At 69.8% G+C, this 25,912-nt stretch carries 24 protein-coding genes; 15 read left to right on the top strand and 9 right to left on the bottom strand.

Annotation, left to right across the window (positions count from 1 at the left end; genetic code table 11):
- Genes pgi through ACFYWI_RS05600 form a run of 4 tightly spaced genes read left to right on the top strand, consistent with a single transcriptional unit; the run spans nucleotide 1 to nucleotide 4,644 of the window.
- Nucleotides 1-1,674 carry a glucose-6-phosphate isomerase gene (gene pgi, locus ACFYWI_RS05615; protein ID WP_389226289.1) on the top strand — a complete coding sequence of 558 codons (1,674 nt, stop codon included), beginning with the start codon at nucleotides 1-3 and terminating at the stop codon, nucleotides 1,672-1,674.
- Nucleotides 1,675-1,688: 14 nt separating this feature from the next.
- The gene (locus tag ACFYWI_RS05610; protein WP_389225569.1) at nucleotides 1,689-2,204 is read left to right on the top strand and encodes a PH domain-containing protein; all 516 of its coding nucleotides are present in this window, start codon (nucleotides 1,689-1,691) and stop codon (nucleotides 2,202-2,204) included.
- Nucleotides 2,201-3,745: a PH domain-containing protein gene (locus tag ACFYWI_RS05605; RefSeq protein WP_389225566.1), complete on the top strand. Its 1,545-nt coding sequence runs from the start codon at nucleotides 2,201-2,203 to the stop codon at nucleotides 3,743-3,745. Before ACFYWI_RS05610 ends, ACFYWI_RS05605 begins: the two co-directional genes overlap by 4 nt.
- A 56-nt stretch (nucleotides 3,746-3,801) precedes the next feature.
- Entirely contained in the window at nucleotides 3,802-4,644 is an 843-nt protein-coding gene (locus tag ACFYWI_RS05600; RefSeq protein ID WP_389225563.1) for a poly-gamma-glutamate hydrolase family protein, read from the top strand.
- Nucleotides 4,645-4,726: 82 nt separating this feature from the next.
- Here the strand turns inward: ACFYWI_RS05600 and pgl are convergent, their stop codons facing one another.
- Genes pgl through tkt form a run of 5 tightly spaced genes read right to left on the bottom strand, consistent with a single transcriptional unit; the run spans nucleotide 4,727 to nucleotide 11,330 of the window.
- Complete coding sequence (pgl, locus tag ACFYWI_RS05595) at nucleotides 4,727-5,509, bottom strand: 6-phosphogluconolactonase (RefSeq protein ID WP_389225560.1); 783 nt, start codon at nucleotides 5,507-5,509, stop codon at nucleotides 4,727-4,729.
- Nucleotides 5,506-6,540 (bottom strand): glucose-6-phosphate dehydrogenase assembly protein OpcA, encoded by a 1,035-nt coding sequence (opcA, locus tag ACFYWI_RS05590; protein ID WP_389225557.1) that lies wholly within the window; start codon nucleotides 6,538-6,540, stop codon nucleotides 5,506-5,508. The genes pgl and opcA overlap by 4 nt, the downstream gene beginning before the upstream one ends.
- Nucleotides 6,537-8,069 (bottom strand): glucose-6-phosphate dehydrogenase, encoded by a 1,533-nt coding sequence (zwf, locus tag ACFYWI_RS05585; protein WP_389225554.1) that lies wholly within the window; start codon nucleotides 8,067-8,069, stop codon nucleotides 6,537-6,539. Before zwf ends, opcA begins: the two co-directional genes overlap by 4 nt.
- A gap of 5 nt (nucleotides 8,070-8,074) precedes the next feature.
- Nucleotides 8,075-9,193 carry a transaldolase gene (gene tal, locus ACFYWI_RS05580; RefSeq protein WP_389225551.1) on the bottom strand — a complete coding sequence of 373 codons (1,119 nt, stop codon included), beginning with the start codon at nucleotides 9,191-9,193 and terminating at the stop codon, nucleotides 8,075-8,077.
- Between the two features lie 34 nt (nucleotides 9,194-9,227).
- Complete coding sequence (tkt, locus tag ACFYWI_RS05575; RefSeq protein WP_389225548.1) at nucleotides 9,228-11,330, bottom strand: transketolase; 2,103 nt, start codon at nucleotides 11,328-11,330, stop codon at nucleotides 9,228-9,230.
- Between the two features lie 406 nt (nucleotides 11,331-11,736).
- Between tkt and ACFYWI_RS05570 the strand changes: the two genes are divergently transcribed.
- From ACFYWI_RS05570 to ACFYWI_RS05560, 3 genes are all read left to right on the top strand, one after another.
- Entirely contained in the window at nucleotides 11,737-12,684 is a 948-nt protein-coding gene (locus ACFYWI_RS05570; protein WP_389225545.1) for a heme o synthase, read from the top strand.
- A 73-nt stretch (nucleotides 12,685-12,757) separates the two neighbouring features.
- Nucleotides 12,758-13,102 carry a hypothetical protein gene (locus tag ACFYWI_RS05565; protein ID WP_389225542.1) on the top strand — a complete coding sequence of 115 codons (345 nt, stop codon included), beginning with the start codon at nucleotides 12,758-12,760 and terminating at the stop codon, nucleotides 13,100-13,102.
- 67 nt (nucleotides 13,103-13,169) lie between these two features.
- Complete coding sequence (locus ACFYWI_RS05560; RefSeq protein WP_389225539.1) at nucleotides 13,170-14,294, top strand: amidohydrolase family protein; 1,125 nt, start codon at nucleotides 13,170-13,172, stop codon at nucleotides 14,292-14,294.
- 58 nt (nucleotides 14,295-14,352) lie between these two features.
- Here the strand turns inward: ACFYWI_RS05560 and ACFYWI_RS05555 are convergent, their stop codons facing one another.
- The 3 genes from ACFYWI_RS05555 to ACFYWI_RS05545 form a co-directional block, all read right to left on the bottom strand.
- Entirely contained in the window at nucleotides 14,353-15,342 is a 990-nt protein-coding gene (locus ACFYWI_RS05555) for a heme A synthase (RefSeq protein ID WP_389225537.1), read from the bottom strand.
- A gap of 309 nt (nucleotides 15,343-15,651) precedes the next feature.
- Nucleotides 15,652-16,434, bottom strand: a complete 783-nt coding sequence (locus tag ACFYWI_RS05550; RefSeq protein WP_389225534.1) for an ABC transporter permease — start codon at nucleotides 16,432-16,434, stop codon at nucleotides 15,652-15,654.
- Complete coding sequence (locus ACFYWI_RS05545) at nucleotides 16,434-17,357, bottom strand: ABC transporter ATP-binding protein (protein ID WP_389225531.1); 924 nt, start codon at nucleotides 17,355-17,357, stop codon at nucleotides 16,434-16,436. The genes ACFYWI_RS05550 and ACFYWI_RS05545 overlap by 1 nt, the downstream gene beginning before the upstream one ends.
- A gap of 639 nt (nucleotides 17,358-17,996) precedes the next feature.
- Between ACFYWI_RS05545 and ACFYWI_RS05540 the strand changes: the two genes are divergently transcribed.
- From ACFYWI_RS05540 to ACFYWI_RS05505, 8 genes are all read left to right on the top strand, one after another.
- Complete coding sequence (locus ACFYWI_RS05540) at nucleotides 17,997-18,722, top strand: helix-turn-helix transcriptional regulator (RefSeq protein WP_389225528.1); 726 nt, start codon at nucleotides 17,997-17,999, stop codon at nucleotides 18,720-18,722.
- Nucleotides 18,719-20,140 carry a Fe-S cluster assembly protein SufB gene (gene sufB / locus ACFYWI_RS05535; RefSeq protein ID WP_389225525.1) on the top strand — a complete coding sequence of 474 codons (1,422 nt, stop codon included), beginning with the start codon at nucleotides 18,719-18,721 and terminating at the stop codon, nucleotides 20,138-20,140. The genes ACFYWI_RS05540 and sufB overlap by 4 nt, the downstream gene beginning before the upstream one ends.
- A 155-nt stretch (nucleotides 20,141-20,295) precedes the next feature.
- Nucleotides 20,296-21,477, top strand: a complete 1,182-nt coding sequence (gene sufD, locus ACFYWI_RS05530) for a Fe-S cluster assembly protein SufD (RefSeq protein WP_389225522.1) — start codon at nucleotides 20,296-20,298, stop codon at nucleotides 21,475-21,477.
- Nucleotides 21,477-21,794 carry a bifunctional 3-phenylpropionate/cinnamic acid dioxygenase ferredoxin subunit gene (locus tag ACFYWI_RS05525; protein WP_389225519.1) on the top strand — a complete coding sequence of 106 codons (318 nt, stop codon included), beginning with the start codon at nucleotides 21,477-21,479 and terminating at the stop codon, nucleotides 21,792-21,794. The genes sufD and ACFYWI_RS05525 overlap by 1 nt, the downstream gene beginning before the upstream one ends.
- 7 nt (nucleotides 21,795-21,801) lie before the next feature.
- Nucleotides 21,802-22,566, top strand: coding sequence for a Fe-S cluster assembly ATPase SufC (gene sufC, locus ACFYWI_RS05520; protein ID WP_389225516.1), 765 nt, complete (start codon nucleotides 21,802-21,804; stop codon nucleotides 22,564-22,566).
- Between the two features lie 2 nt (nucleotides 22,567-22,568).
- On the top strand, nucleotides 22,569-23,831 hold the full coding sequence (locus ACFYWI_RS05515; protein ID WP_389226286.1) for a cysteine desulfurase: 1,263 nt from the start codon (nucleotides 22,569-22,571) through the stop codon (nucleotides 23,829-23,831).
- An 11-nt stretch (nucleotides 23,832-23,842) separates the two neighbouring features.
- The gene (gene sufU, locus ACFYWI_RS05510; RefSeq protein ID WP_389225513.1) at nucleotides 23,843-24,307 is read left to right on the top strand and encodes a Fe-S cluster assembly sulfur transfer protein SufU; all 465 of its coding nucleotides are present in this window, start codon (nucleotides 23,843-23,845) and stop codon (nucleotides 24,305-24,307) included.
- Nucleotides 24,304-24,642: a metal-sulfur cluster assembly factor gene (locus ACFYWI_RS05505; protein ID WP_389225510.1), complete on the top strand. Its 339-nt coding sequence runs from the start codon at nucleotides 24,304-24,306 to the stop codon at nucleotides 24,640-24,642. Before sufU ends, ACFYWI_RS05505 begins: the two co-directional genes overlap by 4 nt.
- Before the next feature lie 126 nt (nucleotides 24,643-24,768).
- Here the strand turns inward: ACFYWI_RS05505 and ACFYWI_RS05500 are convergent, their stop codons facing one another.
- Complete coding sequence (locus ACFYWI_RS05500) at nucleotides 24,769-25,851, bottom strand: hypothetical protein (RefSeq protein ID WP_389225507.1); 1,083 nt, start codon at nucleotides 25,849-25,851, stop codon at nucleotides 24,769-24,771.
- Nucleotides 25,852-25,912 lie beyond the last annotated feature (61 nt).

The raw sequence follows: 25,912 nt of genomic DNA, 5'->3' as shown, positions 1-25,912 counted from the left end.
ATGAACGCAGAAGGCCGTACCAGGCTCAACCAGACCTCCGAATGGATCGCCCTCGGCAAGCACCGCGAACAGCTGGGGGAGACGCATCTGCGGGAGCTGTTCGCCGCCGGCGCGGCGCGCGGCAGCGAGTACACCCTCCAGGTCGGCGATCTGTACCTCGACTACTCCAAGCAGCTGGTCACCGACGAGACCCTGACGCTCCTGCGCGAACTGGCCGCGGCCACCGGCGTCGCGGAGCTGCGGGACGCGATGTTCCGGGGCGAGAAGATCAACACCACCGAGGACCGCGCCGTACTGCACGTCGCGTTGCGCGCCCCGCGCGACGCGGTGATCGAGGTCGACGGCGAGAACGTGGTGCCCGCCGTCCACGCGGTGCTCGACAAGATGACCGCTTTCTCGCACAGGGTCCGCTCGGGCGAGTGGACCGGCCATACCGGCAAGCGCATCAAGAACGTGGTGAACATCGGCATCGGCGGCTCGGACCTCGGGCCGGCGATGGCCTACGAGGTGCTGCGCTCCTACACCGCCCGCGACCTGACGTTCCGTTTCGTGTCGAACGTCGACGGAGCCGATCTGCACGAGGCGCTACAGGACCTGGACCCGGCCGAGACGCTGTTCATCATCGCCTCCAAGACCTTCACCACCATCGAGACCATCACCAACGCCACCTCCGCGCGGGACTGGCTGCTCACCGGTCTCGGTGCCGGACAGGACGCTGTCGCCAAGCACTTCGTGGCCCTGTCGACCAACGCCGCCAAGGTCGCCGACTTCGGGATCGACACGGCCAACATGTTCGAGTTCTGGGACTGGGTCGGCGGCCGCTACTCGTACGATTCGGCGATCGGCCTCTCCCTCATGATCGCGATCGGCCCGGACCGGTTCCGCGAGATGCTGGACGGCTTCCACCTGGTCGACGAGCACTTCCGCACGGCACCGGCCGAGGCCAACGCGCCCATGGTGATGGGCCTGTTGGGTGTGTGGTACAACGAGTTCTTCGATGCCCAGTCGCACGCGGTGCTGCCCTACTCGCACTACCTGTCGAAGTTCACCGCGTATCTCCAGCAGCTGGACATGGAGTCCAACGGCAAGTCGGTCGACCGGGACGGCAACCGCGTCGAGTGGCAGACCGGTCCGGTCGTGTGGGGCACGCCCGGCACCAACGGGCAGCATGCCTACTACCAGTTGCTCCACCAGGGCACCAAGGTCATTCCGGCGGACTTCATCGGCTTCGCGAAGCCGGTCGACGAACTGCCGCCCGGTCTGGCCGCCCAGCACGACCTGCTGATGGCCAACTTCTTCGCCCAGACCCAGGCCCTGGCCTTCGGCAGGACGCCCGAGGAGGTCCGTGCGGAGGGCGTGCCCGAGAAGCTGGTCCCGCACAAGACCTTCCCGGGCAACCACCCGACCACGACGATCCTCGCGGACGAGCTCAGCCCCTCCGTGCTGGGCCAGTTGGTCGCACTGTACGAGCACAAGGTGTTCGTCCAGGGCGCGATCTGGAACATCGACTCCTTCGACCAGTGGGGCGTCGAGCTCGGAAAGGTACTCGCCAAGAAGATCGAGCCGGTGCTGACCGGGGGCGAGGGCGGCGAGGAGTTGGACAGTTCCACCTCGGCACTCGTGGGCAGGTACCGCGCCCTGCGTGCGGGGTCCACCCACGCCCGCAAGGCGTAGGGGGAGCCGATCCCATGAGGGGGGAGACGGGGGAGGCGGCGGCCGCGGTGCGGCTGCGGCCGCCGAACAACGCGCCGGCCCGGCGGGTCGTCGGCCTGTGGCGGGTGCAGTGGCTGCTGCTGACCGCGGTCCCGGTGGCCGTACTGGCCGTGCCGGGTGCTCTCATCACGCCCGCACGGCCGTGGCTGCTGCTGTCGGCGGGGGTGCTCGCGGTACTGGGACTGGCTTGTACCGCGTTCTTCCCCGCCTGGTGGTACCGGGTGCACCGCTGGGAGGTCACCGACGAGGCGGTGTACGTCCGCACGGGCGCGTTCTGGCAGGAGTGGCGGATCGCGCCCATGTCCCGGATCCAGACGGTGGACACCGTCCGGGGGCCCGTGGAACAGCTCTTCAGGCTGGCCACGGTCATCGTCACGACCGCCTCCTCCAAGGGGGCGATCAAGATAGAGGGCCTTGATCACGAGCTCGCGGCGCGGCTCGCCGAGCAGCTGACCCGCATCACCCAGGCCACGCCCGGGGACGCCACATGAGTGCCTCACCGCAGGATCCGGTGGAGCCCGGGACTCCGTGGCAGCGTCTCGACAGACGCACGGTGCTGGTCACCGCGTGTGTCACGGTCGGCGTGGCGGGCGGCGCGGGGCTGCCCACCCTGCTCGGCCTCGCCGGAGGCATGCCGCTCGGGCAGGCACTCGGCTGGGTGCTGGCCGGGGCCGCCCTGGTCATCGCCGCCGGCACAGGTGCCGACTATGTGCGCTGGCGCCGGACCCGCTATCGCATAGGCCCCGAGCGCGCCGAACTCCACACCGGCCTGCTGTTGGTCAAGCAGCGCTCCCTGGCCCGTGAGCGCATCCGCAGCGTCGATCTCACCGCCAATGTGCTGCTGCGCGTCCTCGGCCTCGTCCAGGTGCGCATCGGCACCGGCGAACAGACCGGAGGCGGCGAGTCCACCCTGGAACTCGACGCGGTCACCAGGGCCGAGGGGGAGCGGCTGCGTACGGCCCTGCTGTCCCGGGCCGCCGCCGGGCCGCCCGGGACCCACCGCGAGGGCCTGCTGGCCTCCCTCGACCCGGGCTGGATCCGGTATGCGCCGGTGTCGTTCGTCGCCCCTGTGCTGGGTGGTACGGCGGTCGGCAGTGTGATGCAGGTCAGCGAGTGGTTCGGGGCCCAGGGCGAGGTCATCGACTGGGTCGGGGACCGCTTTCGTGACACTCCTGTCGTGTGGATGATCGTGGTGTCGGCCGCCGCGGCGCTCGCCGCGGGCGTGATCGGCGCGCTCGGGCTCTGGATCGAGATGTGGTGGAACTACCGGCTGGAGCGGGAGCCGGGCGGGACCCTGCGGGTGCGCAGGGGCCTGTTCACCGCACGGTCGACCTCCATCGAGGAACGGCGACTGCGCGGCGTCGAGCTCGTCGAGCCGCTGGGCGTGCGGCTGTTCGGCGCGGCACGTGTGGACGCCGTCGCCACCGGACTCGTGGGGGACGGCGAGGACGAGGGCGCCGCCCACAGGACGCTGTTGCCCGCCGTGCCCCGGGAGGTGGCGAGCGAGGTCGCGGCCCAGGTGCTGCGCGAGGCCACCGCCCCGACCGTCGCGGCCCGGCTGACCGCCCACCCGAGGGCCGCGCGCGGCCGCAGGCTGCGCTGGGCGCTCGTGACGGCGCTGCTTCCGGTGGCGGTCCTGGCGCTGCTGGGCACGCTGCTCACCCCCGTACTGCTGTACATCGCGGCGGCGTGTGCGGTGGTGGCGGTTCCGGCGGCGGTGCTCCTGGCGCTGGATGCCTATCGCAGCCTGGGGCACGGCATCAGCGGCGACTACCTGGTGGCCCGCTCGGGCACGATGCGCCGCACCACGGTGGCGTTGCAGCGGAGCGGGGTGATCGGATGGACGGTCAAGCAGTCGTTCTTCCAGCGCCGGGTCGGCCTGTCCACGCTGACGGCCACGACAGCGGCGGGTACGGGGGCGTACGACGTGTACGACGCGGCCGAGGGCGAGGTCCTGGCGTTCGCGGCCGACGCGGTGCCGGGGGTGCTCGAGCCGTTCCTGGAAGGTGGCGGCCGCCCCGGGAGAAGGTGACCGACACCACAACTCCCGTTGCTCGGAAGGTCTTTCCATCGATGATCATGAGGGCCATGACATCCACCAGCCGTCGTACGGTTCTCACCGCACTCGGCGCCGCCACCGTGGGCGGCCCGTTGCTCGCCGGCGTGGCCGCCACCCCCGCCCACGCCACAGGCGACCTGGACCTCTACACGTCCAACACCGACCTCTACACCAAGCTCGCCGGCAAGGAGGGCACCGACTTCGCCCGCCGCTACAAGAGACACGAGTACGCCGACCACGCACTCGACCAGAGATACTCCTACAACCGCACCACGGTCCTGGCGCTGCACGGCGGCGGCATCGAGACTGGTACGTCCGAACTCTGCCTCGCCATAGCCGGTTACCACCCGGCCACGCTCGCGCCGCTCCAGGACGGCCACGGGCCGCACGACTACTGGTTGTTCGAGGGGCTGCGCTCATCCGACAACCGTGAGCTGCATGTCACGGCCAAGAACTGCGACGACCATGTCGCCGTCTCCATGGCCGCCGGCAGTCTCAACGTCCTGAGCCTGCACGGCTGTACGGCGGAGCAGGCCGGCACGGCCATCCCGCAGGCGGTCGTCATCGGCGGTCTGAACACGCAGTTCAAGAGCTGTCTGAAGAGCGAGTTCACCAAGGCGGGCATCGTGTGGCGGGACGGCAGCGAAGTGCCCGACCTCGCGGGCGTCAACACGGACAACCCGTGCAACCGCACCATGCTCGCCAAGGGCGGGCAGCTGGAGCTCACCACCGAACTGCGTGCCGCCATGTTCACCGTCAACACCCGCGCGGGGCGGGCGGGCAGCACCACGCCGGTCTTCGACCGCTTCGTCGGCGCCTGCCGGGCGGCGATCGCGAAGCTGGAGACCGGTCCGGACCAGACCATCCTCTGATCCGGGTCCGAAGCCGGCGCGTACGCCGAAGGCCCGGTCCGCCTGGCAGGCGGACCGGGCCGGGGTGCACAGCGGTCGTGGCTCAGGCCGATGCCGGCGGGTACAGCTCCCGCGGCAGTTGTGACGCCGCCGCCGAGTCCAGCAGCCACAGCGTCCGCGCCCGGCCGTACGCGCCGGCCGCCGGGGCCTGGATCTCCCCCGCGCCCGAAAGGGCGATCTGGACCGCCTTCGCCTTGTCCTCGCCCGCCGCGAGCAGCCAGACCTCGCGGGCCGCCCGGATCGCCGGCAGCGTCATGGTGACACGGGTCGGGGGCGGCTTGGGGGCGCCATGGACGCCGACCACCGTCCGCTCCGTCTCGCGCACCGCCGGGAACTCGGGAAAGAGCGACGCCACATGTGTGTCGGGGCCGACGCCCAGCAGCATCACGTCGAACGTCGGCACCGGGCCGTGGTCCTCCGGGCCTGCCGCGGCGGCGAGTTCGGCCGCGTACGCGGCGGCCGCGGCGTCCGCATCGGAGCCGTACGAACCGTCCGACGCGGGCATCGGATGGACCCGGGCCGGGTCCAGCGGCACGCTGTCCAGCAGGGCCGCGCGGGCCTGCGTGACATTGCGCTCCGGATCGCCCTCGGGCAGGAACCGTTCGTCGCCCCACCACAGATCGAGCCGCGACCAGTCGATCGCGTCCCTGGCAGGGGCCGAACTCAGCGCTGCCAGCAGGCCGTTGCCGTTGCGGCCGCCGGTGAGCACCACCGAGGCCGAGCCGCGGGCGGCCTGGGCGTCCACGACCTTGGTGATGAGTCGGGCCGCGGCGGCCTGGGCCATCAGTTCCTTGTCGCGGTGGACGACCAGCTGTGCGGCACTCATTGCGCCGCCTTCGCGGCCGGGGCCTGCTTCTTCGCCGGGTCGGCGGGCTTGGGCGCGGCCGGAGGCTTCCCCTCGGGCCCGGCCTGCGCCGACGCCGCCGCGGTGGCCTCGCCGAGCCGGTCCACGCCGTAGCGCAACGCCGACGCGTAGGTGTCGTCCGGGTCCAGCCGCCGCAGCTCCTCCGCGATCAGCTCGGCCGTCTCACGCCGCTTCAGCGCCACCCCCCGGTCCGGCTGGCCGTGGATGGACAGGGTCGCCAGCGACCCGTCCGGGCGGTCCAGGACGATGGGTCCGGAGCTGGACTCCATCCGTACGGAGGTGAGGCCGGGGCCTGCCGAGGCCGACCGCTTCACGGGTACGTTCAGCCGGTCCGCGAGCCACATGGCGAGCAGCTCGCAGCTCGGGTTGAACTCCTCGCCCTCCACCTCGACCGAGGTGACCTCGCAGGTGACCTGGTCCAGTGCGGCCGCGAGCATCGAGCGCCACGGCGTTATCCGGGTCCAGGACAGATCGGTGTCGCCCGGGGTGTAGGCCTCGGCACGCGCGGTCAGCTCGCGCACGGGCTGTTCGGCGGCGTAGGTGTCGGTCACCCGTCGCTGGGCCAGCGCCCCCAGGGGGTCCTGGGCCGGATCGGTCGGCGAGTTCACCGGCCACCAGACGACGACCGGGGCATCGGGCAGCAGCAGCGGGAGCACCACCGACTGGGCTTGGTTGACGACCTCGCCGTACAGCCGCAAAACGACCGTCTCGCCGGTGCCCGCGTCCGCGCCCACCCGCACCTCGGCGTCCAGCCGAGCCGTCGCGCGGTCCCGCGGCGAGCGCGAGATCCGCCTGATGACGACGAGGGTGCGCGAGGGGTGCTCGTGGGAAGCGTCGTTGGCGGCCCTCAGGGCGTCGTAGGCGTTCTCCTCGTCGGTGACGATGACGAGGGTGAGCACCATGCCCACGGCCGGGGTGCCGATGGCGCGGCGGCCCTGGACCAGCGCCTTGTTGATCTTGCTGGCTGTCGTGTCCGTCAGGTCGATCTTCATGGCCGGCGCCAGCTCCGTCCGTCTCGTGCGAGCATTTCGTCCGCCTCGGCCGGCCCCCAGGTGCCCGCCGGATACTGCGCCGGCCTGCCGTTGCGGTCCCAGAACTGCTCGATCGGGTCGAGGATCTTCCAGGACAGCTCGACCTCCTCCACGCGCGGGAAGAGGTTGGAGTCGCCGAGCAGCACATCGAGGATGAGCCGTTCGTACGCCTCCGGGCTGGACTCCGTGAAGGACTCGCCGTACGCGAAGTCCATCGAGACGTCCCGGACCTCCATCGAGGTGCCCGGCACCTTGGAGCCGAACCGCATGGTCACGCCCTCGTCCGGCTGCACCCGGATGACCAGGGCGTTGTGTCCCAGTTCCTCGGTGGCCGTCGAGTCGAAGGGCGAGTGCGGGGCGCGCTGGAAGACGACCGCGATCTCGGTGACGCGGCGGCCCAGCCGCTTGCCGGTGCGCAGATAGAACGGGACGCCCGCCCAGCGGCGGTTGTCGATCTCCAGCTTGACCGCGGCGTAGGTGTCGGTCTTCGACTGGGGGTCGATGCCCTCTTCCTGGAGATAGCCGACGGCCTTCTCGCCGCCCTGCCAGCCCGCCGCGTACTGCGCCCGCACCGTGCTCTTGGACAGGTCCTTGGGCAGCTTCACCGCACCGAGGACCTTGGTCTTCTCCGCGGCGAGCGCGTCCGCGTCGAAGGAGGCGGGCTCCTCCATGGCGGTCAGCGCGAGCAGTTGGAGGAGGTGGTTCTGGATGACGTCGCGGGCGGCGCCGATGCCGTCGTAGTAGCCGGCGCGGCCGCCGATGCCGATGTCCTCGGCCATGGTGATCTGCACATGGTCGACGTACGACCGGTTCCAGATCGGCTCGAAGAGCGTGTTCGCGAAGCGGAGCGCCAGGATGTTCTGGACGGTCTCCTTGCCGAGGTAGTGGTCGATACGGAAGACCTCGTTCGACGGGAACACCTCGTGCACCACCTGATTGAGCTCCTTGGCGGAGACCAGGTCGTGCCCGAACGGCTTCTCGATGACCGCGCGGCGCCAGGAGCCTTCCTTCTGGTCGGCCAGGCCGTGCTTCTTGAGCTGCTGGACAACCTTGGGGAAGAACTTCGGCGGCACGGACAAGTAGAACGCGAAGTTCCCGCCGGTGCCCTGCGCCTTGTCGAGCTCCTCGATCGTGGACCTCAGCTGCTCGAAGGCGTCGTCGTCGTCGAAGGTGCCCGGGACGAACCGCATGCCCTGGATGAGCTGCTGCCAGACCTCCTCGCGAAACGGTGTCCGTGCGTGCTGCTTGACCGCGTCGTGGACCTCCTGCGCGAAGTCCTCGTCCTGCCACTCGCGACGGGCGAAGCCGACGAGCGAGAAGCCCGGCGGCAGCAGCCCCCGGTTGGCCAGGTCGTACACGGCGGGCATCAGCTTCTTGCGCGACAGATCGCCCGTGACACCGAAGATGACCAGGCCCGACGGCCCCGCGATACGCGGGAGCCGTCGGTCGGCAGGATCACGGAGCGGGTTGGCTCCGCCATTACCGGACAAGGTCGTCAGCCCTCCGAGGGAGCGAGGCGCTTGAGCTCGGCCTCGGTCGACTTGAGCAGGTCGTTCCAGGAGGCCTCGAACTTCTCCACGCCCTCGTCCTCCAGCAGCTCGACGACATCGTCGTAGGAGATCCCGAGCTTCTCGATCGCGGCGAGCTCGGCACGTGCCTGCTCGTAGCTGCCGCGCACCGTGTCACCGGTGATCCCGCCGTGGTCGGCGACGGCCTCCAAGGTGGCCTCCGGCATGGTGTTGACCGTGCCCGGGGCGACGAGATCCTCGACGTACATGGTGTCCTTGTACGCCGGGTCCTTGACGCCCGTCGACGCCCACAGCGGACGCTGCTTGTTGGCCTGCGCCTTGTCGAGTGCGGCCCAGCGCTCGGAGGAGAAGACCTCCTCGTACGCCTCGTACGCCAGCCGGGCGTTGGCGATGGCCGCCTTGCCGCGGGCCGCCTTGGCCTCGGGCGTGCCCAGGGCGTCCAGACGCTTGTCGATCTCGGTGTCCACACGGGACACGAAGAAGGACGCCACGGACTGGATCCTGGAGAGGTCCAGGCCGGCGGCCTTTGCCTTCTCCAGGCCGGACAGGTAGGCGTCCATGACCTCGCGGTAGCGCTCCAGCGAGAAGATCAGCGTGACATTGACGCTGATGCCCTTGCCGATGACCTCGGTGATCGCCGGCAGGCCGGCCTTGGTCGCCGGGATCTTGATCAGGGTGTTCGGGCGGTCCACCAGCCAGGCGAGCTGCTTGGCCTCGGCGATGGTGGCCGGGGTGTTGTGCGCCAGGCGCGGGTCGACCTCGATGGAGACCCGGCCGTCCTGGCCGCCGGTGGTGTCGAAGACCGGCCGCAGGATGTCGGCGGCGTCACGGACGTCCGCCGTCGTGATCATCCGGACGGCTTCCTCCACGGTCACCTTGCGCACGGCGAGGTCGGCGAGCTGCTGCTCGTAACCGTCACCGTGCGAGATCGCCTTCTGGAAGATCGAAGGGTTGGTGGTGACGCCCACGACGTGCTGCTGGTCGATGAGTTCGGCGAGATTGCCGGACGTGATCCTCTTGCGGGACAGGTCGTCGAGCCAGATCGCGACGCCTTCGTCGGAGAGGCGCTTGAGTGCGTCTGTCATGAGAATTGCATCTCCTACTAGTCGTGTACCGGCGTCAGCGCGCGGCGGCTTCGATGGATTCCCGCGCGGCGGCGACCACGTTCTCGGGAGTGAAGCCGAACTCGCGGAACAGCACCTTGCCGTCTGCCGATGCGCCGAAGTGCTCGAGTGAGACGATGCGTCCGGCGTCACCGACGAAGCGGTGCCAGGTCAGACCGATGCCGGTCTCGACCGCGACACGCGCCTTGACGGACGGCGGAAGCACCGAGTCCCGGTACCCCTGGTCCTGCTCCTCGAACCATTCGACGGACGGCATCGAGACCACCCGGGTCGGGACGCCGGAGGCCTGGAGCTGCTCGCGGGCCTCGACGGCCAGCTGCACCTCGGAGCCGGTGCCGATCAGCACGACCTGGGGGTCCGCGCTCTGCCCGTCGGGCTTCTCGGCATCGAAGAGGACGTAACCGCCCTTCGCCGCATCCTCGTTGCGCTCGTACGTCGGCACACCCTGGCGGGTCAGCGCCAGGCCGTGCGGGGCGCCCACGCCGAACTTCTTGGTGTAGCGCTTGAGGATCTCGCGCCAGGCGACCGCCGTCTCGTTCGCGTCGGCCGGGCGGACGATGTTCAGGCCCGGGATGGCGCGCAGCGAGGCCAGGTGCTCCACCGGCTGGTGGGTCGGGCCGTCCTCGCCGAGACCGATCGAGTCGTGCGTCCACACATACGTGACCGGCAGGTGCATCAGCGCCGAGAGCCGGACCGCGTTGCGCATGTAGTCGGAGAACACCAGGAAGGTGCCGCCGTAGATACGGGTGTTGCCGTGCAGCGCGATGCCGTTCATGATCGCGGCCATCGCGTGCTCGCGGATGCCGAAGTGGATCGTGCGGCCGTGCGGGTCGGCTCCCGGCAGCGGGTTGTCCTCGGGCAGGAACGACGAGGTCTTGTCGATCGTCGTGTTGTTCGAGCCCGCGAGGTCGGCGGAGCCGCCCCACAGCTCGGGAATGACCGCGCCCAGCGCCTGCAGGATCTTGCCGGAGGCGGCCCGGGTCGCGACGCCCTTGCCGGGCTCGAACTCGGGGAGCTTCTCCTCCCAGCCCGCGGGCAGCTCGGTGGAGCGGATCCGGTCGAACTCGGCGGCGCGCTCCGCGTCGGCGGTGCGCCAGGCGGCGAACGCCTTCTCCCACTCGCCACGGGCCTCACGGCCGCGGTCGAGCGCATCGCGGGTGTGCGCGAGGACCTCGTCGGAGACCTCGAAGGACTTCTCCGGGTCGAAGCCGAGGATGCGCTTGGTGGCCGCGACCTCCTCGTCGCCCAGCGCCGAGCCGTGCGCGGCCTCGGTGTTCTGCGCGTGCGGGGCGGGCCAGGCGATGATCGTGCGGAGAGCGATGAAGGACGGGCGCTCGGTCTCGGCCTGCGCCGCCTTCAGGGCCCTGTACAGGGCGGCCACGTCGATGTCACCGTTCGGCTGCTGCCCGACGCTCTGGACGTGCCAGCCGTACGCCTCGTACCGCTTGAGGGTGTCCTCGGAGACGGCCGTCTGGGTGTCGCCCTCGATGGAGATGTGGTTGTCGTCCCACAGCAGGACCAGGTTGCCCAGCTTCTGGTGGCCGGCCAGCGACGACGCCTCGTGGGAGATGCCCTCCTGGAGGCAGCCGTCACCGGCGACCGCGAAGATGGTGTGGTCGAACGGAGAGGTGCCGGGGGCGGCGTCCGGGTCGAACAGACCACGCTCGTAGCGGGAGGCCATCGCCATGCCCACCGCGTTGGCGACACCCTGCCCGAGCGGACCGGTCGTCGTCTCGACACCGGCAGTGTGCCCGTACTCGGGGTGCCCGGGAGTCTTGGAGCCCCAGGTGCGGAACGCCTTGAGGTCGTCGAGCTCCAGGCCGTGCCCGGCCAGGTAGAGCTGGATGTAGAGCGTGAGCGACGAGTGGCCCGCGGACAGTACGAACCGGTCACGGCCGGTCCAGTCGGGGTCGGCGGGGTCGTGCCGCATCAGCTTCTGGAAGAGCACATATGCGGCGGGGGCCAGGCTCATGGCCGTACCCGGATGGCCGTTGCCGACCTTCTGTACGGCATCCATGGCCAGGACGCGGGCGGTGTCGACTGCCCGCTGGTCCAGTGCGGTCCACTCGAGGTCTGTGGTGGTCGGCTTGGTGCTCACCCTGAGTCAGGGCTCCTCTCCACATGTCGAATCCCGGTGCCTGAGGGGTGTACCGGGCTTGTGGCCACCCGATCCCAGGACCCGCGGCAGCCGATGTCGAGCCTACCCTCGCAGCCACGTGCATTCTTTCGAGCGCACGTCTCTCCCATCGGACACTGCCAGAGTGCGGGCACGAGGGGTTCTTCGCCTGTCGGGAACGACGTCGCGAAACGGCGTCGCGCATGTATACGCACGGCTGCCGGGCGCTGCTCAACACGACCCCACCCCGGCGAAGATCGGTGTATGGGCAACGTCTAGAGTGGCGTGGTACGCGCAAGTCCTCACGGGTATTTCAGTCCCCCACAGCCCCTTCCGGCATGGGAGGTACCCCCACAGGCTTGCTGGGATTTCTCTGTCAGGGGTGTGCGTGACGGCCGTCGAGTCCCGACCCGCAGGGGTCGTCTTGACTCCCAGCCCGGGGGGCCATCGGCCGTTCGGGGCCCGCGTCAAGGCATTCGTGGCGCTGACCAAGCCGCGGATCATCGAGCTGCTGCTGATCACGACGGTACCGGTGATGTTCCTGGCCGAACAGGGTGTTCCCGACCTGTGGCTGGTGCTCACCACGTGCGTCGGCGGCTATCTGTCCGCGGGCGGCGCCAACGCGCTCAACATGTACATCGACCGGGACATCGATGCCCTGATGGACCGCACCTCGCAGCGGCCCCTGGTCACCGGCATGGTCTCGCCGCGCGAGGGACTCGTCTTCGGTCTCGCGCTCGCTGTGGTCTCCACCCTCTGGTTCGGGCTGTTCGTCAACTGGCTGTCCGCCGCACTCTCCCTCGGGGCGCTGCTGTTCTACGTCATCGTCTACACGATGATCCTCAAGCGGCGCACCGCGCAGAACATCGTCTGGGGCGGTATCGCCGGCTGCATGCCCGTCCTCATCGGCTGGTCCGCCGTGACCAACTCGATGTCATGGGCCGCGGTCATCCTCTTCCTCGTCATCTTCTTCTGGACGCCGCCGCACTACTGGCCGCTGTCGATGAAGGTGAAGGAGGACTACGCGCGCGTCGGCGTGCCCATGCTCCCTGTGGTCGCCTCCAACAAGGTCGTCGCACGCCAGATCGTCCTCTACAGCTGGGTGATGGTCGCCGTCTCGCTGCTGCTGACGCCGCTCGGCTACACCGGCTGGTTCTACACCGCGGTGGCGCTGGTCACCGGCGGCTGGTGGCTGTGGGAGGCGCACGCCCTGCAGCACCGGGCCAGGAGCGGGGCGAGCGGCGCCAAGCTCAAGGAGATGCGGCTGTTCCACTGGTCCATCACCTATGTGTCGCTGCTCTTCGTGGCCGTGGCCGTGGACCCCTTCCTGCGCTGACATCAGGCGGGGTGGCCGAGGCCACTCCGCGCAGGCGTCGCCGAATGATCTACTCGCGAGTAGCATGCGGCGCATGGCAGAAAAAAAGGTTGAAGAGACCGCTTCCGACGCCCGCGCCGAGCGCACCGCGGCCAAGCTCGCCAAGCAGATCGGCGCCTTCGCCAAGAAGCACGGCGGCGCCGAGGGTCAGCTCGCGTACATCGGCCAGATGGGCACCCGCATCGTCCTCGTCGGCGAGGACGGCACCTGGGGCGACCTCGTCGCACCGACCCACGCCATCGCGGTGAGCGCCGCCGGGAAGTCCGGGATCACGCTGCACGAGTCCTTCGACGGAGAGTTCGCGGCCAAGGTCCGCACTGGTCCGTACGAGTGGACCCGGATGGCCGGCATCCAGGTCGGCGGCCCGTCCAACGGCTGAGCAACACCTCGCGCGGGGGTCACCCGTTAGGACTGTGGAAGCACGGTCCTAGACAGGGAGCCCCCCGATGATCGACGCTGCGTCCTCGGTGCACCTCGTCGACCAGTACTGCCAGGGGGTGCTCCGCACGGAACTGGGCCTCGGCACCTTCGAGGCGCGTCTGGGCCCGGCTGCCGCCCCGGCCGCGCCCGGCACCACCTTCTTCGACACCCAGACCGGCTTCGCGGTGCGGCGCTGGTGCCCGCCGCTGCTCGGGCTCGAGCCGCACTGCCCGCCCGCCCGCTATCTGGCCCGCCGCCGCGAGCTGGGGGTTCTGGAGGCGGGCAGACGGCTGCTGAGGGGCACCGGGATCGCCACGTATCTGGTGGACACCGGGCCGCCGGGAGATCTCGCCGGGCCGCCCGAGATGGCCGCCGCCGGAGCCGCGGATGCCCGGGAGATCGTCCGTCTCGAACTCCTCGCCGAGCAGGTCGCGGACACCTCCGGCACGGTGGAGGCCCTGCTGGCCAACCTTGCCGAGGCCGTCCACGGGGTGGCCGCGTCGGCCGTCGCCTTCACCTCCGTGGCCGCTGTGAACGAGGGCCTGGCGCAGGCTCCCGAGGCGCCGGGGCCGGGGGAGGTGCGCGGCGCGGCCGGGCGCTGGCTGGCCGCGCGACGCGTCGGCGGACCGCTCGACGATCCCGTACTCCTGCGGCACCTGCTGTGGGTCGCGGTCGCCTCCGGGCTGCCGCTGCAACTGCACGTCGGCGTCCGGGACCCGATGCTGCTCGCCCCCTTCGCCGAGGCCACGGCCGCGCTCGGCACCGATCTGGTGCTGCTGCACGGCTACCCGTACCACCGCAACGCCGCGCATCTGGCGAGCGCGTACCCGCATGTGTACGCCGACCTGGGGCCGGCCATCGCCCGGACGGGGGCGCGGGCGGCCGCGGTGCTCGCGGAGATCCTGGAGCTCGCGCCGTTCGGGAAACTGCTGTTCTCCAGCGGCGCGCGCGGACTGCCCGAGCTGCATGTGGTGGGCGCCCGGACCTTCCGCGAGGCGGTCGGCCAGGTGCTGGGCGGGTGGGTCGCAGACGGCGCCTGGTCACGGCCGGACGCGGAACGCGTCGCCGCGATGCTGGCGTCGGGCAATGCGCGCCGCGTCTACGGTCTGTCGGAACGGCGTCTCCCTCAGCCGCGGCTGCCGGTGGCGTGAGCGGCGGCGTCGGACGTGAGCAGCGTCGTGTGGAGCGTGAGCGGGGCGGGGCGGGGCGTCAGACGTTGGAGAGCGCGCCGTCCGTCCGGGAGGCGACCGTAGATCCGGTCTGCTCCCGTTCGCGCAGGCTCAGTGCCAGACGCAGTACCGCGATCCACATCAGCGCCGAGCCGAGCATATGGGCGCCGACCAGGATCTCCGGGACGTGTGTGAAGTACTGGAAGTAGCCGATCCCGCCCTGCGCGAGGAGCACGATCAGCAGGTCGCGGGCCCGTGCCCGGATGTCGTCGGGGGCGTCCACCACGCGCAGCACCAGCCACATCGCGACCGCCAGGGCGCAGACCACCCAGGCCGCGGCCGCATGGACGTGAGCGGCGTCGCTCCAGTCCCACGGCATACGCGGCACATTGCTGCTGTCACCCGCGTGCTTGCCCGAACCGGTCACCGACGTGCCCAGCACGATCAGCAGCCCCGAGGTCACGATGATCGCCCAGGACAGCCTGCGGACCGGGCGCGGTACGCGCGGGCGCGGGGCGCCGTCACCCTCACGGGTGCGCAGCCAGGTGACGGTGGTGACCGTGAGCAGGGCGTTGGCGAGCAGGAAGTGCCCGGCCACCGTCCACGGGTTGAGGCCCGCGAACACCGTGATACCGCCGACGACCGCATTGCCCATGACGATCCAGAACTGCGACCAGGCGATCCGGGTCAGCCCGCGGCGCCGCGGCTTGACGGCAGTGGTGGCGATGATCGCCCAGCCGACCGCGGCCGACAGGACGTACGTCAGCATCCGGTTGCCGAACTCGATCGCGCCGTGCAGGCCCTGCTCGGGCGTGGCGAAGAGGCTGTCGTCCGTGCACTTGGGCCAGGTGTCGCAGCCGAGGCCCGAGCCGGTCAGCCGGACCGCGCCGCCGGTGACGATGATGAACACGCTCATCACGACGGCGCTGAGCGCGGCCCGCCGGAGCGTTCTGGGGGACGGTGTCCACCGCTGGGCGATATAGGCGAGGGGGGTCTGCACGGGCCCTATCGTAAGCGGGGGCTTGTGCATGCTTTCACGAGGGGTCGGGCGGGGCGCGAGCGTCATCCGTACCTGCGACCGGTCCGCCCTCCAGTCCGTGAGGACGTCCGTGCCCCTCCACGGGCCGGGCCTCAGGGGGCCATGACCCGCCGGTCTGACGCCCGTCGAATCGTCACACCGCAGGCGAGGACCGGGACCGCGGAATCCCGGCGACGGCCGGCGCGAGCCCGGAAGCGCGGTCCGTGCCCGGTCGGTCCGCGCGGCGACCACCCCGAGCGGCAGCAGGCGGGCCGGCAGCGGTTCCCGTTCGGTCCCGGCGGGCTCGTCCCGGCCCGTGCGTCACTCCCAGCGGAAGAGGCGGGCAGCCGCGCCCAGGCCGAGCACCGCCCAGACCGCGAGGATGCCGAGATCGCCCCACGGCATGCCCGCCCCGTGCTGGAGCACATCGCGCAACCCGTCCGACAGGGCGGAGATCGGCAGCAGTGCGAGTGCCGAGGCCACACCGTCGGGGAACCTGTCCAGCGGCACGATCACCCCGCCGCCCACCAGAAGCAGGAGGAAGACGAGGTTCGCGGCGGCGAGCGTCGCCTCGGCCCTGAGCGTGCCCGCCATCAGCAGACCGAGGCCCGAGAACGCGGCGGTGCCGAGGACGAGCAGCAGTGCTGCGGCCACCGGACTGCCGTGCGGGGACCAGCCGAGTGCGAAGGCGATCACGGTCAGCAGGGCGATCTGGAGGATCTCGGTGACCAGGACGGAGATGGTCTTCGCGGTCATCAGCGCCCAGCGGGGGATCGGCGAGGCGCCGAGCCGCTTGAGCACTCCGTAGCGCCGCTCGAAACCGGTGGCGATGGCCTGGCCGGTGAAAGCGGTGGACATCACGGCGAGCGCGAGGATGCCAGGGGCCAGGAAGTCGACGGACTTCCCGCCGCCTGTCGTCCCGGTGGGCAGGGCAAGGATGTCGACGGTGGAGAACAGCACCAGCAGCAGCGACGGGATGATCACTGTGAGCAGCAGCTGCTCCCCGTTGCGCAGCAGCATCTTCGTCTCGAAGGCGGCCTGCGACGTGATCATGCGCGTCAGCGGCGCGGCACCCGGCTTCGGCGCGTACGTACCGGCGCTCATCAGCGCAGCTCCTTGCCCGTCAGCTCGAGGAAGACGTCCTCGAGGGTGTGGCGTTCGACCGAGATGCCGTCCGGCATCACCCCGTGCTGGGCGCACCAGGACGTGACGGTCGCCAGCAGCTGTGGATCGACCTGGCCGGTGATCCGGTACGAGCCCAGGGTGAGCTCGGCCGCGAGCGTGCCGTCCGGCAGCGCCTTGAGCAGTGAGCCGAGATCGAGGCCGGGCCGGCCGGTGAAGCGCAACGTGTTCTCCGCCCCGCCGCGGCACAGCTCCTCGGTCGTGCCCCGGGCGATGACCAGGCCCGCGTCGACGATGACGACATCGTCGGCGAGCTCCTCGGCCTCGTCCATGAAGTGCGTGGTCAGGACGGTGGTCACACCGTCGGCGCGCAGTTCGCGGACGAGCTCCCAGGTGGATCGGCGGGCCTGCGGGTCGAGGCCGGCGGTCGGCTCGTCGAGGAAGACCAGTTCGGGGCGGCCGACGACGGCCATCGCCAGGGAGAGCCGCTGCTGCTGGCCGCCCGAGAGCCGGCGGTAGGTGGTGCGGCCGCAGCTTCCGAGGCCCAGCCGCTCGATCAGGGCGTCCACGTCCAGCGGGTGGGCGTGCAGCGTGGCCATGTGCCGGAGCATCTCGTCGGCGCGGGCGCCGGAGTAGATCCCGCCGGACTGGAGCATCACGCCGATCCGCGGGCGCAGTTCAGCGGCGTCGGCCACCGGGTCGAGACCCAGTACGCGTACGGTCCCTGCGTCGGCGCGGCGGTAGCCCTCGCAGGTCTCGATGGTGGTGGTCTTGCCCGCGCCGTTGGGGCCGAGGACGGCGGTCACGGATCCGGTGGTGACATCGAGGTCGAGGCCGGCCACGGCCGTCTTGGATCCGTACCGCTTGACCAGGCCCCGGATCAGGACGGCAGGCTCGCTACGCATGCCGGGAAGTCTAGGCGGCCTCTTCAGGCCGCCGGGGCGCGGGTCCCCCTGGCCCCTCGTGCTTTGTGCCCGGCCTGGCCCGGACGCCCCGGCCCCTCTCCTGCGGAAGCCCGAATCCGGGTGACCGGAAGAATCGCGACGCGCCGCGAGGGCAGCGCACTCGGTGGGCGAGAAGGCGGATGTCCCGGCTCGGACCGCTGCCGCCGAGGGGAACGATCGCCGCCTGCGGGACCGTGTATCGCCGCCTGCGAGCCCGCGTGCAGGGTCCCGCTCCCCTTCGACACCGACCGGAGTAGTTCCCGGCACCGTTCTCGGGTGCCACTCGGACGGCTGAACGTCGGAACAGCGCCGGCGGCCGTGCCCCGGTCGTCGAGATCCTGGTCAACGGGGTCGTACCGGCCCATCGGACGGCGCCGGACAGGGGCAGGGGAGGGCCCGGACGTCCGTCACCGTGCGGTAGGGGATGACCAGCGCTGATTCCCCCGCGGGAAAGGCTTCGGCCGCTGCCCTCCTGGGCCGCGAGGGGTCCATATGATCATTTCCGCAGGTCAGCTTAGGTATGCCTAAGTGATGTACTGCACCGTCCGGTGATCGGGACGCGGCTTGTCACTCTCTGAGGAATTACGCAACAATGGTGTTGTGAAAAACGTTGGCGCGGCTCCGCAGGAGGAACTCGCGACCGGTGAGCGCTCCACGCGCAACCGGGTCGCGCGGTCCATCCTGGACCACGGTCCGTCCACTGTGGCCGACCTCGCCGGCCGCCTCGGGCTCACCCAGGCCGCAGTCCGGCGCCATCTCGACTCGCTCGCCGCGGAGAACGTGGTGGAGGCCCGCGAGCAGCGGGTCTACGGCGCCCGCACCCGCGGCCGTCCCGCGAAGGCCTTCGCCCTCACCGACTGCGGCCGGGACGCCTTCGACCAGTCGTACGACACGCTGGCCGTCGATGCCCTGCGCTGGATCGAGCGGACCGGGGGGGAAGCGGCCGTCGCCGCCTTCGCCCGTGAGCGGATCGAGGAGCAGGCCAAGGCGTACCAGGCGGCGATCGACGCCGCCGCACCCGAAGAGCGCACCGAAGCACTGGCCAAGGCCTTGAGTGTCGACGGGTACGCTGCTACGGCGCGTAACGCACCGGTCGGTGAGCAGCTCTGCCAGCACCACTGCCCGGTCGCTCACGCCGCCGAGCAGTATCCGCAGCTGTGCGAGGCGGAGACCGAAGTCTTCTCGCGGCTGCTCGGAACACATGTGCAGCGTCTGGCCACCATCGCCCACGGCGACGGGGTGTGCACGACGTTCATTCCGCGCAGCACCCCACAGACCACCACACCATCAGCATCTGCAAGCACGGCCGGGAGGAACCCCGCATGACTCTCCCCACGGAGACTGCCCACCCCGAACTCGAGGGCCTGGGTACGTACGAATTCGGCTGGGCCGACTCCGACACGGCCGGCGCCAGTGCCAGGCGCGGTCTGTCCGAGGAGGTCGTCCGCGACATCTCCGCGAAGAAGAACGAGCCGGAGTGGATGCTGAAGCTGCGGCTCAAGGGTCTGCGACTGTTCGACAAGAAGCCGATGCCGAGCTGGGGATCGGACCTGTCGGGCATCGACTTCGACAACATCAAGTACTTCGTGCGTTCCACCGAGAAGCAGGCGGAGTCCTGGGAGGACCTGCCCGAGGACATCAAGAACACCTACGACAAGCTGGGCATCCCCGAGGCGGAGAAGCAGCGCCTGGTCGCCGGTGTCGCCGCGCAGTACGAGTCCGAGGTCGTCTACCACCAGATCCGTGAGGACCTGGAGGAGCAGGGCGTCATCTTCCTCGACACCGACACCGCGCTGAAGGAGCACCCGGAGCTCTTCCAGGAGTACTTCGGCACCGTCATCCCGGTCGGCGACAACAAGTTCGCCTCGCTGAACACGGCCGTGTGGTCCGGTGGATCGTTCATCTACGTCCCCAAGGGTGTCCACGTGGACATCCCGCTGCAGGCCTACTTCCGTATCAACACGGAGAACATGGGCCAGTTCGAGCGGACGCTGATCATCGTCGACGAGGACGCCTACGTCCACTACGTCGAGGGCTGCACCGCCCCGATCTACTCCTCGGACTCGCTGCACAGCGCCGTGGTCGAGATCATCGTGAAGAAGGGCGGCCGCTGCCGCTACACGACCATCCAGAACTGGTCGAACAACGTCTACAACCTGGTCACCAAGCGCGCCGTGGCCTACGAGGGCGCGACCATGGAGTGGGTCGACGGCAACATCGGCTCCAAGGTCACGATGAAGTACCCGGCCGTCTACCTGATGGGCGAGCACGCCAAGGGCGAGACCCTGTCCATCGCCTTCGCGGGCGAGGGCCAGCACCAGGACGCCGGCGCCAAGATGGTCCACATGGCCCCGAACACCTCGTCCAACATCGTCTCCAAGTCGGTGGCGCGAGGCGGCGGCCGCACCTCCTACCGCGGTCTGATCGAGATCGGCGAGGGCGCGCCCGGCGCGAAGTCCAACGTGCTCTGTGACGCGCTGCTGGTGGACACCATCTCCCGTTCGGACACCTACCCGTACGTCGACGTCCGCGAGGACGACGTCTCCATGGGTCACGAGGCCACCGTCTCCAAGGTCTCCGAGGACCAGCTCTTCTATCTGATGAGCCGCGGCCTGACCGAGTTCGAGGCGATGGCGATGATCGTTCGCGGCTTCGTCGAGCCGATCGCCAAGGAACTCCCCATGGAGTACGCACTGGAGCTCAACCGGCTGATCGAGCTGCAGATGGAAGGCGCGGTCGGCTGACGCGCCCGGCCGCCCCGATCACGTCCCCCGGGCTCACACGGTGAGCCCTGTGAGCGAACCCCAGGGCCGGCCGGCCGGAGTCCACGACTCCGGCCGGCGGCGGCCCCGCAGGCGAGCGAACGTACCGAATGCAGAAAGCGAGCAGACCGACAGCCATGGCTGAGGCTCAGAACATCCCGGTGGGCTCCACCACCGCAGGCTCGATCGCGGTGGCCGCCGAGTCGACCGTCGCCACCCGTATGAGTGCGCCCCCGTCGTTCGACGTGGCGGACTTCCCGGTCCCGCACGGCCGCGAGGAGGAGTGGCGCTTCACTCCGCTGGAGCGCCTGCGCGGTCTGCACGACGGCACCGCCGTCGCGAGCGGCACCGGTGTCAAGGTCGCCATCGAGGCCCCCGAGGGCGTCACCGTCGAGACCGTCGGACGGGACGACGAGCGCCTCGGCAAGGCCGGCATCCCGGTGGACCGGGTCGCCGCCCAGGCTTACTCCTCCTTCGAGAAGGCCTCGGTCGTCACCGTGGCCAAGGAGGCCGTGCTCACCGAGCCGATCCGGATCACGGTGCACGGCGAGGGCGGCACCGCCTTCGGCCACCAGGTCATCGAGCTCGGCGCGTTCGCCGAGGCCCTCGTGGTCATCGACCACACCGGCGACGCGGTCCTCGCAGCCAATGTCGACTTCGTCCTCGGCGACGGCGCCAAGCTGACCGTCGTCTCCGTCCAGGACTGGGACGAGAAGGCCGTCCACGTCGCCCAGCACAACGCGCTGGTCGGCCGGGACGCCTACTTCAAGTCCGTCGTGGTCACCTTCGGCGGCGACCTCGTTCGCCTGCACCCGCGCGTCGCCTACCGGGGCACCGGCGGCGAGGCCGAGCTGCTCGGTCTGTACTTCACCGACCGGGGCCAGCACCAGGAGCACCGCCTCCTCGTCGACCACAACACCCCGCACTGCAAGTCCAACGCGGCATACAAGGGCGCCCTCCAGGGCGACGACGCCCACGCGGTGTGGATCGGCGACGTCCTCATCCAGGCCAGGGCCGAGGGCACGGACACCTACGAGATGAACCGCAACCTCGTCCTCACGGACGGCGCGCGCGTCGACTCGGTGCCGAACCTGGAGATCGAGACCGGCGAGATCGCCGGAGCCGGCCACGCCTCCGCCACCGGCCGCTTCGACGACGAGCAGCTCTTCTACCTGATGGCCCGCGGTATTCCCCAGGCCGAGGCCCGCCGCCTTGTCGTCCGCGGGTTCTTCGCCGAGCTGGTCCAGAAGATCGGGCTGCCGGACGTCGAGGAGCGCCTGCTCGCCAAGATCGACGCCGAGCTGGAGGCATCCGTCTGATGGCCTTCGTCAAAGCCTGTGCGCTGAGCGAGCTGGAGGAGGGCACCCCCAAGCGGGTGGAACTCGACGGCACGCCGGTGTCCGTGGTGCGCACCGAGGGGGAGGTATTCGCGATCAACGACATCTGCTCGCACGCGAACGTCTCCCTGTCGGAGGGCGAGGTGGAGGACTGCTCCATCGAGTGCTGGCTGCACGGCTCCAGCTTCGACCTGCGCACCGGCAAGCCGTCCGGTCTTCCCGCGACGCGCCCCGTCCCCGTATACCCCGTAAAGATCGAAGGGGACGATGTGCTCGTCTCCGTCACCCAGGAGTCCTGAGTCACCCATGGCAACGCTTGAAATCCGCGACCTGCACGTTTCCGTCGAGGCCGAGAACGGCCCCCGGGAGATCCTCAAGGGCGTCGACCTGACCGTGAAGCAGGGCGAGACCCACGCCATCATGGGCCCCAACGGCTCAGGCAAGTCGACCCTCGCCTACTCCATCGCGGGCCACCCCAAGTACACGATCACCAGTGGCACCGTGACCCTGGACGGCGAGGACGTCCTGGAGATGTCCGTCGACGAGCGCGCCCGCGCCGGCATGTTCCTGGCCATGCAGTACCCGGTCGAGGTCCCCGGCGTCTCGGTCTCCAACTTCCTGCGCACCTCCGCCACCGCGGTGCGCGGTGAGGCCCCCAAGCTGCGTACCTGGGTGAAGGAGGTCAAGTCCGCGATGGAGACGCTCCAGATGGACCCGGCCTTCGCCGAGCGCAATGTGAACGAGGGTTTCTCCGGCGGTGAGAAGAAGCGCCACGAGATCCTTCAGCTGGAGCTGCTCAAGCCGAAGATCGCGATCCTCGACGAGACAGACTCCGGTCTGGACGTCGACGCGCTGCGCCAGGTCTCAGAGGGCGTCAACCGCGTCCACGCGAGTGGCGAGGTCGGCACTCTGCTGATCACCCACTACACGCGCATCCTGCGCTACATCAAGCCCGACTTCGTGCACGTGTTCGCGAACGGCCGCATCGCCGAGTCCGGCGGCGCCGAGCTCGCCGACAAGCTCGAGGCCGAGGGCTACGAGGCATACACGAAGGGTGGCGTATCCGCGTGACAGTGGCCCACCAGGGGCTCGCCGGCCTCCTCGACACCGAGGCGATCCGCAAGGACTTCCCGATCCTCGACCGGGTGCTCCACGACGGCAAGAAGCTCGTGTACCTGGACAACGCGGCGACCTCGCAGACGCCGCGCCAGGTCATCGACGTGCTGAGCGAGTACTACGAGCAGCACAACGCCAACGTGCACCGCGGTGTGCACGTGCTCGCCGAGGAGGCCACGGCGCTGTACGAAGGTGCCCGTGACAAGGTCGCCGCCTTCATCAACGCACCCAGCCGCAACGAGGTGATCTTCACCAAGAACGCCTCCGAGTCGCTGAACCTCGTGGCCAACATGCTCGGCTGGGCCGATGAGCCCTACCGCGTGGACAGCGAGACCGAGGTCGTCATCACGGAGATGGAGCACCACTCCAACATCGTTCCGTGGCAGCTGCTCTCGCAGCGCACCGGCGCGAAGCTGAAGTGGTTCGGGCTGACCGACGACGGCCGGCTCGACCTGTCCAACCTCGACGAGATCATCACCGAGAAGACGAAGATCGTCTCCTTCACGCTGGTCTCCAACATCATGGGCACGGTCAACCCGGTCGATGCGATCGTCCGCCGCGCGCAGGACGTCGGCGCCCTGGTGCTGCTCGACGCCTCGCAGGCCGCGCCGCACATGCCGCTGGACGTCCAGGCGCTGGGCGCCGACTTCGTGGCCTTCACCGGCCACAAGATGTGCGGCCCGACCGGTATCGGTGTGCTGTGGGGCCGGCAGGAGCTGCTCGAGGACCTGCCGCCGTTCCTCGGCGGCGGCGAGATGATCGAGACGGTCTCGATGCACTCCTCGACCTACGCACCCGCGCCGCACAAGTTCGAGGCGGGTACGCCCCCGATCGCGCAGGCCGTCGGCCTCGGCGCGGCCGTGGACTACCTCTCCTCGATCGGCATGGACAAGGTCGCCCAGCATGAGCACGCGCTGACCGAGTACGCGGTCAAGCGGCTGCTCGAGGTCCCGGACCTGCGGATCATCGGCCCCACCACGGCCGAGGACCGCGGCGCCGCGATCTCCTTCACGCTCGGTGACATCCATCCGCACGACGTCGGTCAGGTCCTCGACGAGCAGGGCATCGCTGTCCGCGTCGGCCACCACTGCGCGCGGCCCGTCTGCCTGCGGTACGGAATTCCTGCGACCACGCGAGCGTCGTTCTATCTGTACTCCACGCCCGCCGAGGTCGACTCGCTGATCGACGGGCTGGAGCACGTACGGAGCTTCTTCGGATGAGGGACTGACGCGTGAAGCTGGATTCGATGTACCAGGACGTCATCCTGGACCACTACAAGCACCCCCACGGGCGGGGCTTGCGGGACGGCGACGCCGAGGTGCACCACGTCAATCCGACGTGTGGCGACGAGATCACACTCCGCGTGAAGTACGACGGATCGCGGATCGAGGACGTCTCGTACGAGGGCCAGGGCTGCTCGATCAGCCAGGCCAGCGCCTCGGTGCTGAACGAGCTGCTGGTCGGCAAGGAACTCGCCGAGGCCCAGAAGATCCAGAGCACCTTCCTGGAGCTGATGCAGTCCAGGGGACAGATCGAGCCGGACGACGCGATGGAGGAAGTGCTGGAGGACGCCGTCGCGTTCGCCGGCGTCTCCAAGTACCCGGCCCGGGTGAAGTGTGCCCTGCTGAGCTGGATGGCATGGAAGGACGCGACCGCCCAGGCACTGGGCGAAGGCGCCGAGAGGAAGACGGCATGACCGAGAACGCCGAGGCCACGGTGAAGCCGGCCTCCGAGGAAGAGATCCGCGAGGCGCTGTACGACGTCGTCGACCCCGAGCTGGGCATCGACGTGGTCAACCTCGGCCTGATCTACGGCATTCACATCGATGACTCCAATGTCGCCACCCTCGACATGACGCTGACGTCGGCGGCGTGCCCGCTGACCGATGTGATCGAGGACCAGGCCAAGTCGGCCACGGACGGCCTGGTCAGCGAGCTGAAGATCAACTGGGTCTGGATGCCGCCGTGGGGGCCGGACAAGATCACGGACGACGGTCGCGAGCAGCTGCGCGCGCTCGGCTTCAACGTCTGAGACTTCAACGTGCGCGGTCCGCTCCGGACCCGCGAGCCGCAGGCTCGCGAAGAACGCTCATGCCCGCCGGGAACACCGGCGGGCATGAGCGTTTCCGCGTGCGCGTGGGGCGTGCCCGGACCGGGTCTAGACGGCCCCTCGCGGCACCGCGGCGGCCTCGATGAGGGACGGGGCCAGGTTCTCGTTGCGGATGCGCTGGTCGACGTACAGAAGGCTCGACACCAGCTGCGGGAAGGCAGCGGTGAGGACCTGGCCTATCAGTGTGCTGATCAGGCCGAACGCCAGGCTGGTGATGATGATGGTGGCGGCGACCCCGCCGTTGGACGCGTCGTCCGACAGCGAGGCCCCGCCGCTGGGCAGGGCGTTCAGCACGGAGAGCGGCAGCTGGATCAGATAGCTCGCCATGGCGGCCATGGCATACGCCAGCAGCGAGATGCCGAAGATCCGCCACCAGGCGCCGCGCACCAGCTGGGCGGAGCGGGTCATCGAGGCGACGGCCCCCTGGCCCTCGAAGACCGCGACGGCCGGGGCGAGACTGAACCTCACCCAGAGCCAGATCGCGACCGGGCCGGTGGCCAGGGCACCGAGGAAGCCGACCAGGATCACCCAGGCGTACTCCCCCGTCCCCGCCACCGTCAGAGTGATCATCGAGACGACGATCCCGATGAACATCATGCCTGCCAGGAGCAGCGGAACGACGGAGACCAGCGCGGTGAGCAGGACACTGCCGAGCACGGCCCACGTCCGCGACAGCGCGCGACGCCAGACGGAGCCGAAGGTCGTCGGGCGCCCCAGGACCGCGTCCTGGAGGATGGCGGGGCAGCTCGCGTAGATCACCGAGTTGGCGACCAGCAGCATGATCATGCCGAAGACATAGACCCCCAGGAACGTGAGCACCAGCGGACCGATCTCGTCCCAGCCGGGCGCATGGTCGCCCGACGGGTCGAGTACGCGGTCGAGTCGGTCCGAGACCGCCAGATACGCGAGGCCGATCGCCGCGACGACCACCAGGGCGACCGCGGTGTACGTCGCCAGCGCGATGCCGAGCAGCTGCTTCCAGTGGCGCCCGATGGTCGAGAACGCCCCGCCCAGGATCTCGCCGAGGCCGAGCGGCTGCAGCGGTATGACGCCGGGCTTGGGCGGTGGCGGCGGGGGCATCCAGCCGCCGTAGCCGGGCGGACCTGGGTAGGGCGTGCTTCCGTAGGCCACTGGTGGGTTCCCCCGTGTTCGAGATCGATCGAGTCGCAAGTGATCCCATCGGAGTTGATCC

It is taken from the genome of Streptomyces sp. NPDC002889, from assembly GCF_042888425.1.
Lineage (GTDB): Bacteria > Actinomycetota > Actinomycetes > Streptomycetales > Streptomycetaceae > Streptomyces.
This window is presented reverse-complemented; position numbering and strand designations above follow the sequence as displayed.

Coding starts and splice junctions, on each gene's coding strand:
- pgi (WP_389226289.1), top strand. CDS start 1: ATGAACGCAGAAGGCCGTACCAGGCTCAACCAGACCTCCGAATGGATC.
- ACFYWI_RS05610 (WP_389225569.1), top strand. CDS start 1,689: ATGAGGGGGGAGACGGGGGAGGCGGCGGCCGCGGTGCGGCTGCGGCCG.
- ACFYWI_RS05605 (WP_389225566.1), top strand. CDS start 2,201: ATGAGTGCCTCACCGCAGGATCCGGTGGAGCCCGGGACTCCGTGGCAG.
- ACFYWI_RS05600 (WP_389225563.1), top strand. CDS start 3,802: ATGACATCCACCAGCCGTCGTACGGTTCTCACCGCACTCGGCGCCGCC.
- pgl (WP_389225560.1), bottom strand. CDS start 5,509: ATGAGTGCCGCACAGCTGGTCGTCCACCGCGACAAGGAACTGATGGCC.
- opcA (WP_389225557.1), bottom strand. CDS start 6,540: ATGAAGATCGACCTGACGGACACGACAGCCAGCAAGATCAACAAGGCG.
- tal (WP_389225551.1), bottom strand. CDS start 9,193: ATGACAGACGCACTCAAGCGCCTCTCCGACGAAGGCGTCGCGATCTGG.
- ACFYWI_RS05565 (WP_389225542.1), top strand. CDS start 12,758: ATGGCAGAAAAAAAGGTTGAAGAGACCGCTTCCGACGCCCGCGCCGAG.
- ACFYWI_RS05560 (WP_389225539.1), top strand. CDS start 13,170: ATGATCGACGCTGCGTCCTCGGTGCACCTCGTCGACCAGTACTGCCAG.
- ACFYWI_RS05555 (WP_389225537.1), bottom strand. CDS start 15,342: ATGCACAAGCCCCCGCTTACGATAGGGCCCGTGCAGACCCCCCTCGCC.
- ACFYWI_RS05550 (WP_389225534.1), bottom strand. CDS start 16,434: ATGAGCGCCGGTACGTACGCGCCGAAGCCGGGTGCCGCGCCGCTGACG.
- ACFYWI_RS05545 (WP_389225531.1), bottom strand. CDS start 17,357: ATGCGTAGCGAGCCTGCCGTCCTGATCCGGGGCCTGGTCAAGCGGTAC.
- sufB (WP_389225525.1), top strand. CDS start 18,719: ATGACTCTCCCCACGGAGACTGCCCACCCCGAACTCGAGGGCCTGGGT.
- sufD (WP_389225522.1), top strand. CDS start 20,296: ATGGCTGAGGCTCAGAACATCCCGGTGGGCTCCACCACCGCAGGCTCG.
- ACFYWI_RS05525 (WP_389225519.1), top strand. CDS start 21,477: ATGGCCTTCGTCAAAGCCTGTGCGCTGAGCGAGCTGGAGGAGGGCACC.
- sufC (WP_389225516.1), top strand. CDS start 21,802: ATGGCAACGCTTGAAATCCGCGACCTGCACGTTTCCGTCGAGGCCGAG.
- ACFYWI_RS05505 (WP_389225510.1), top strand. CDS start 24,304: ATGACCGAGAACGCCGAGGCCACGGTGAAGCCGGCCTCCGAGGAAGAG.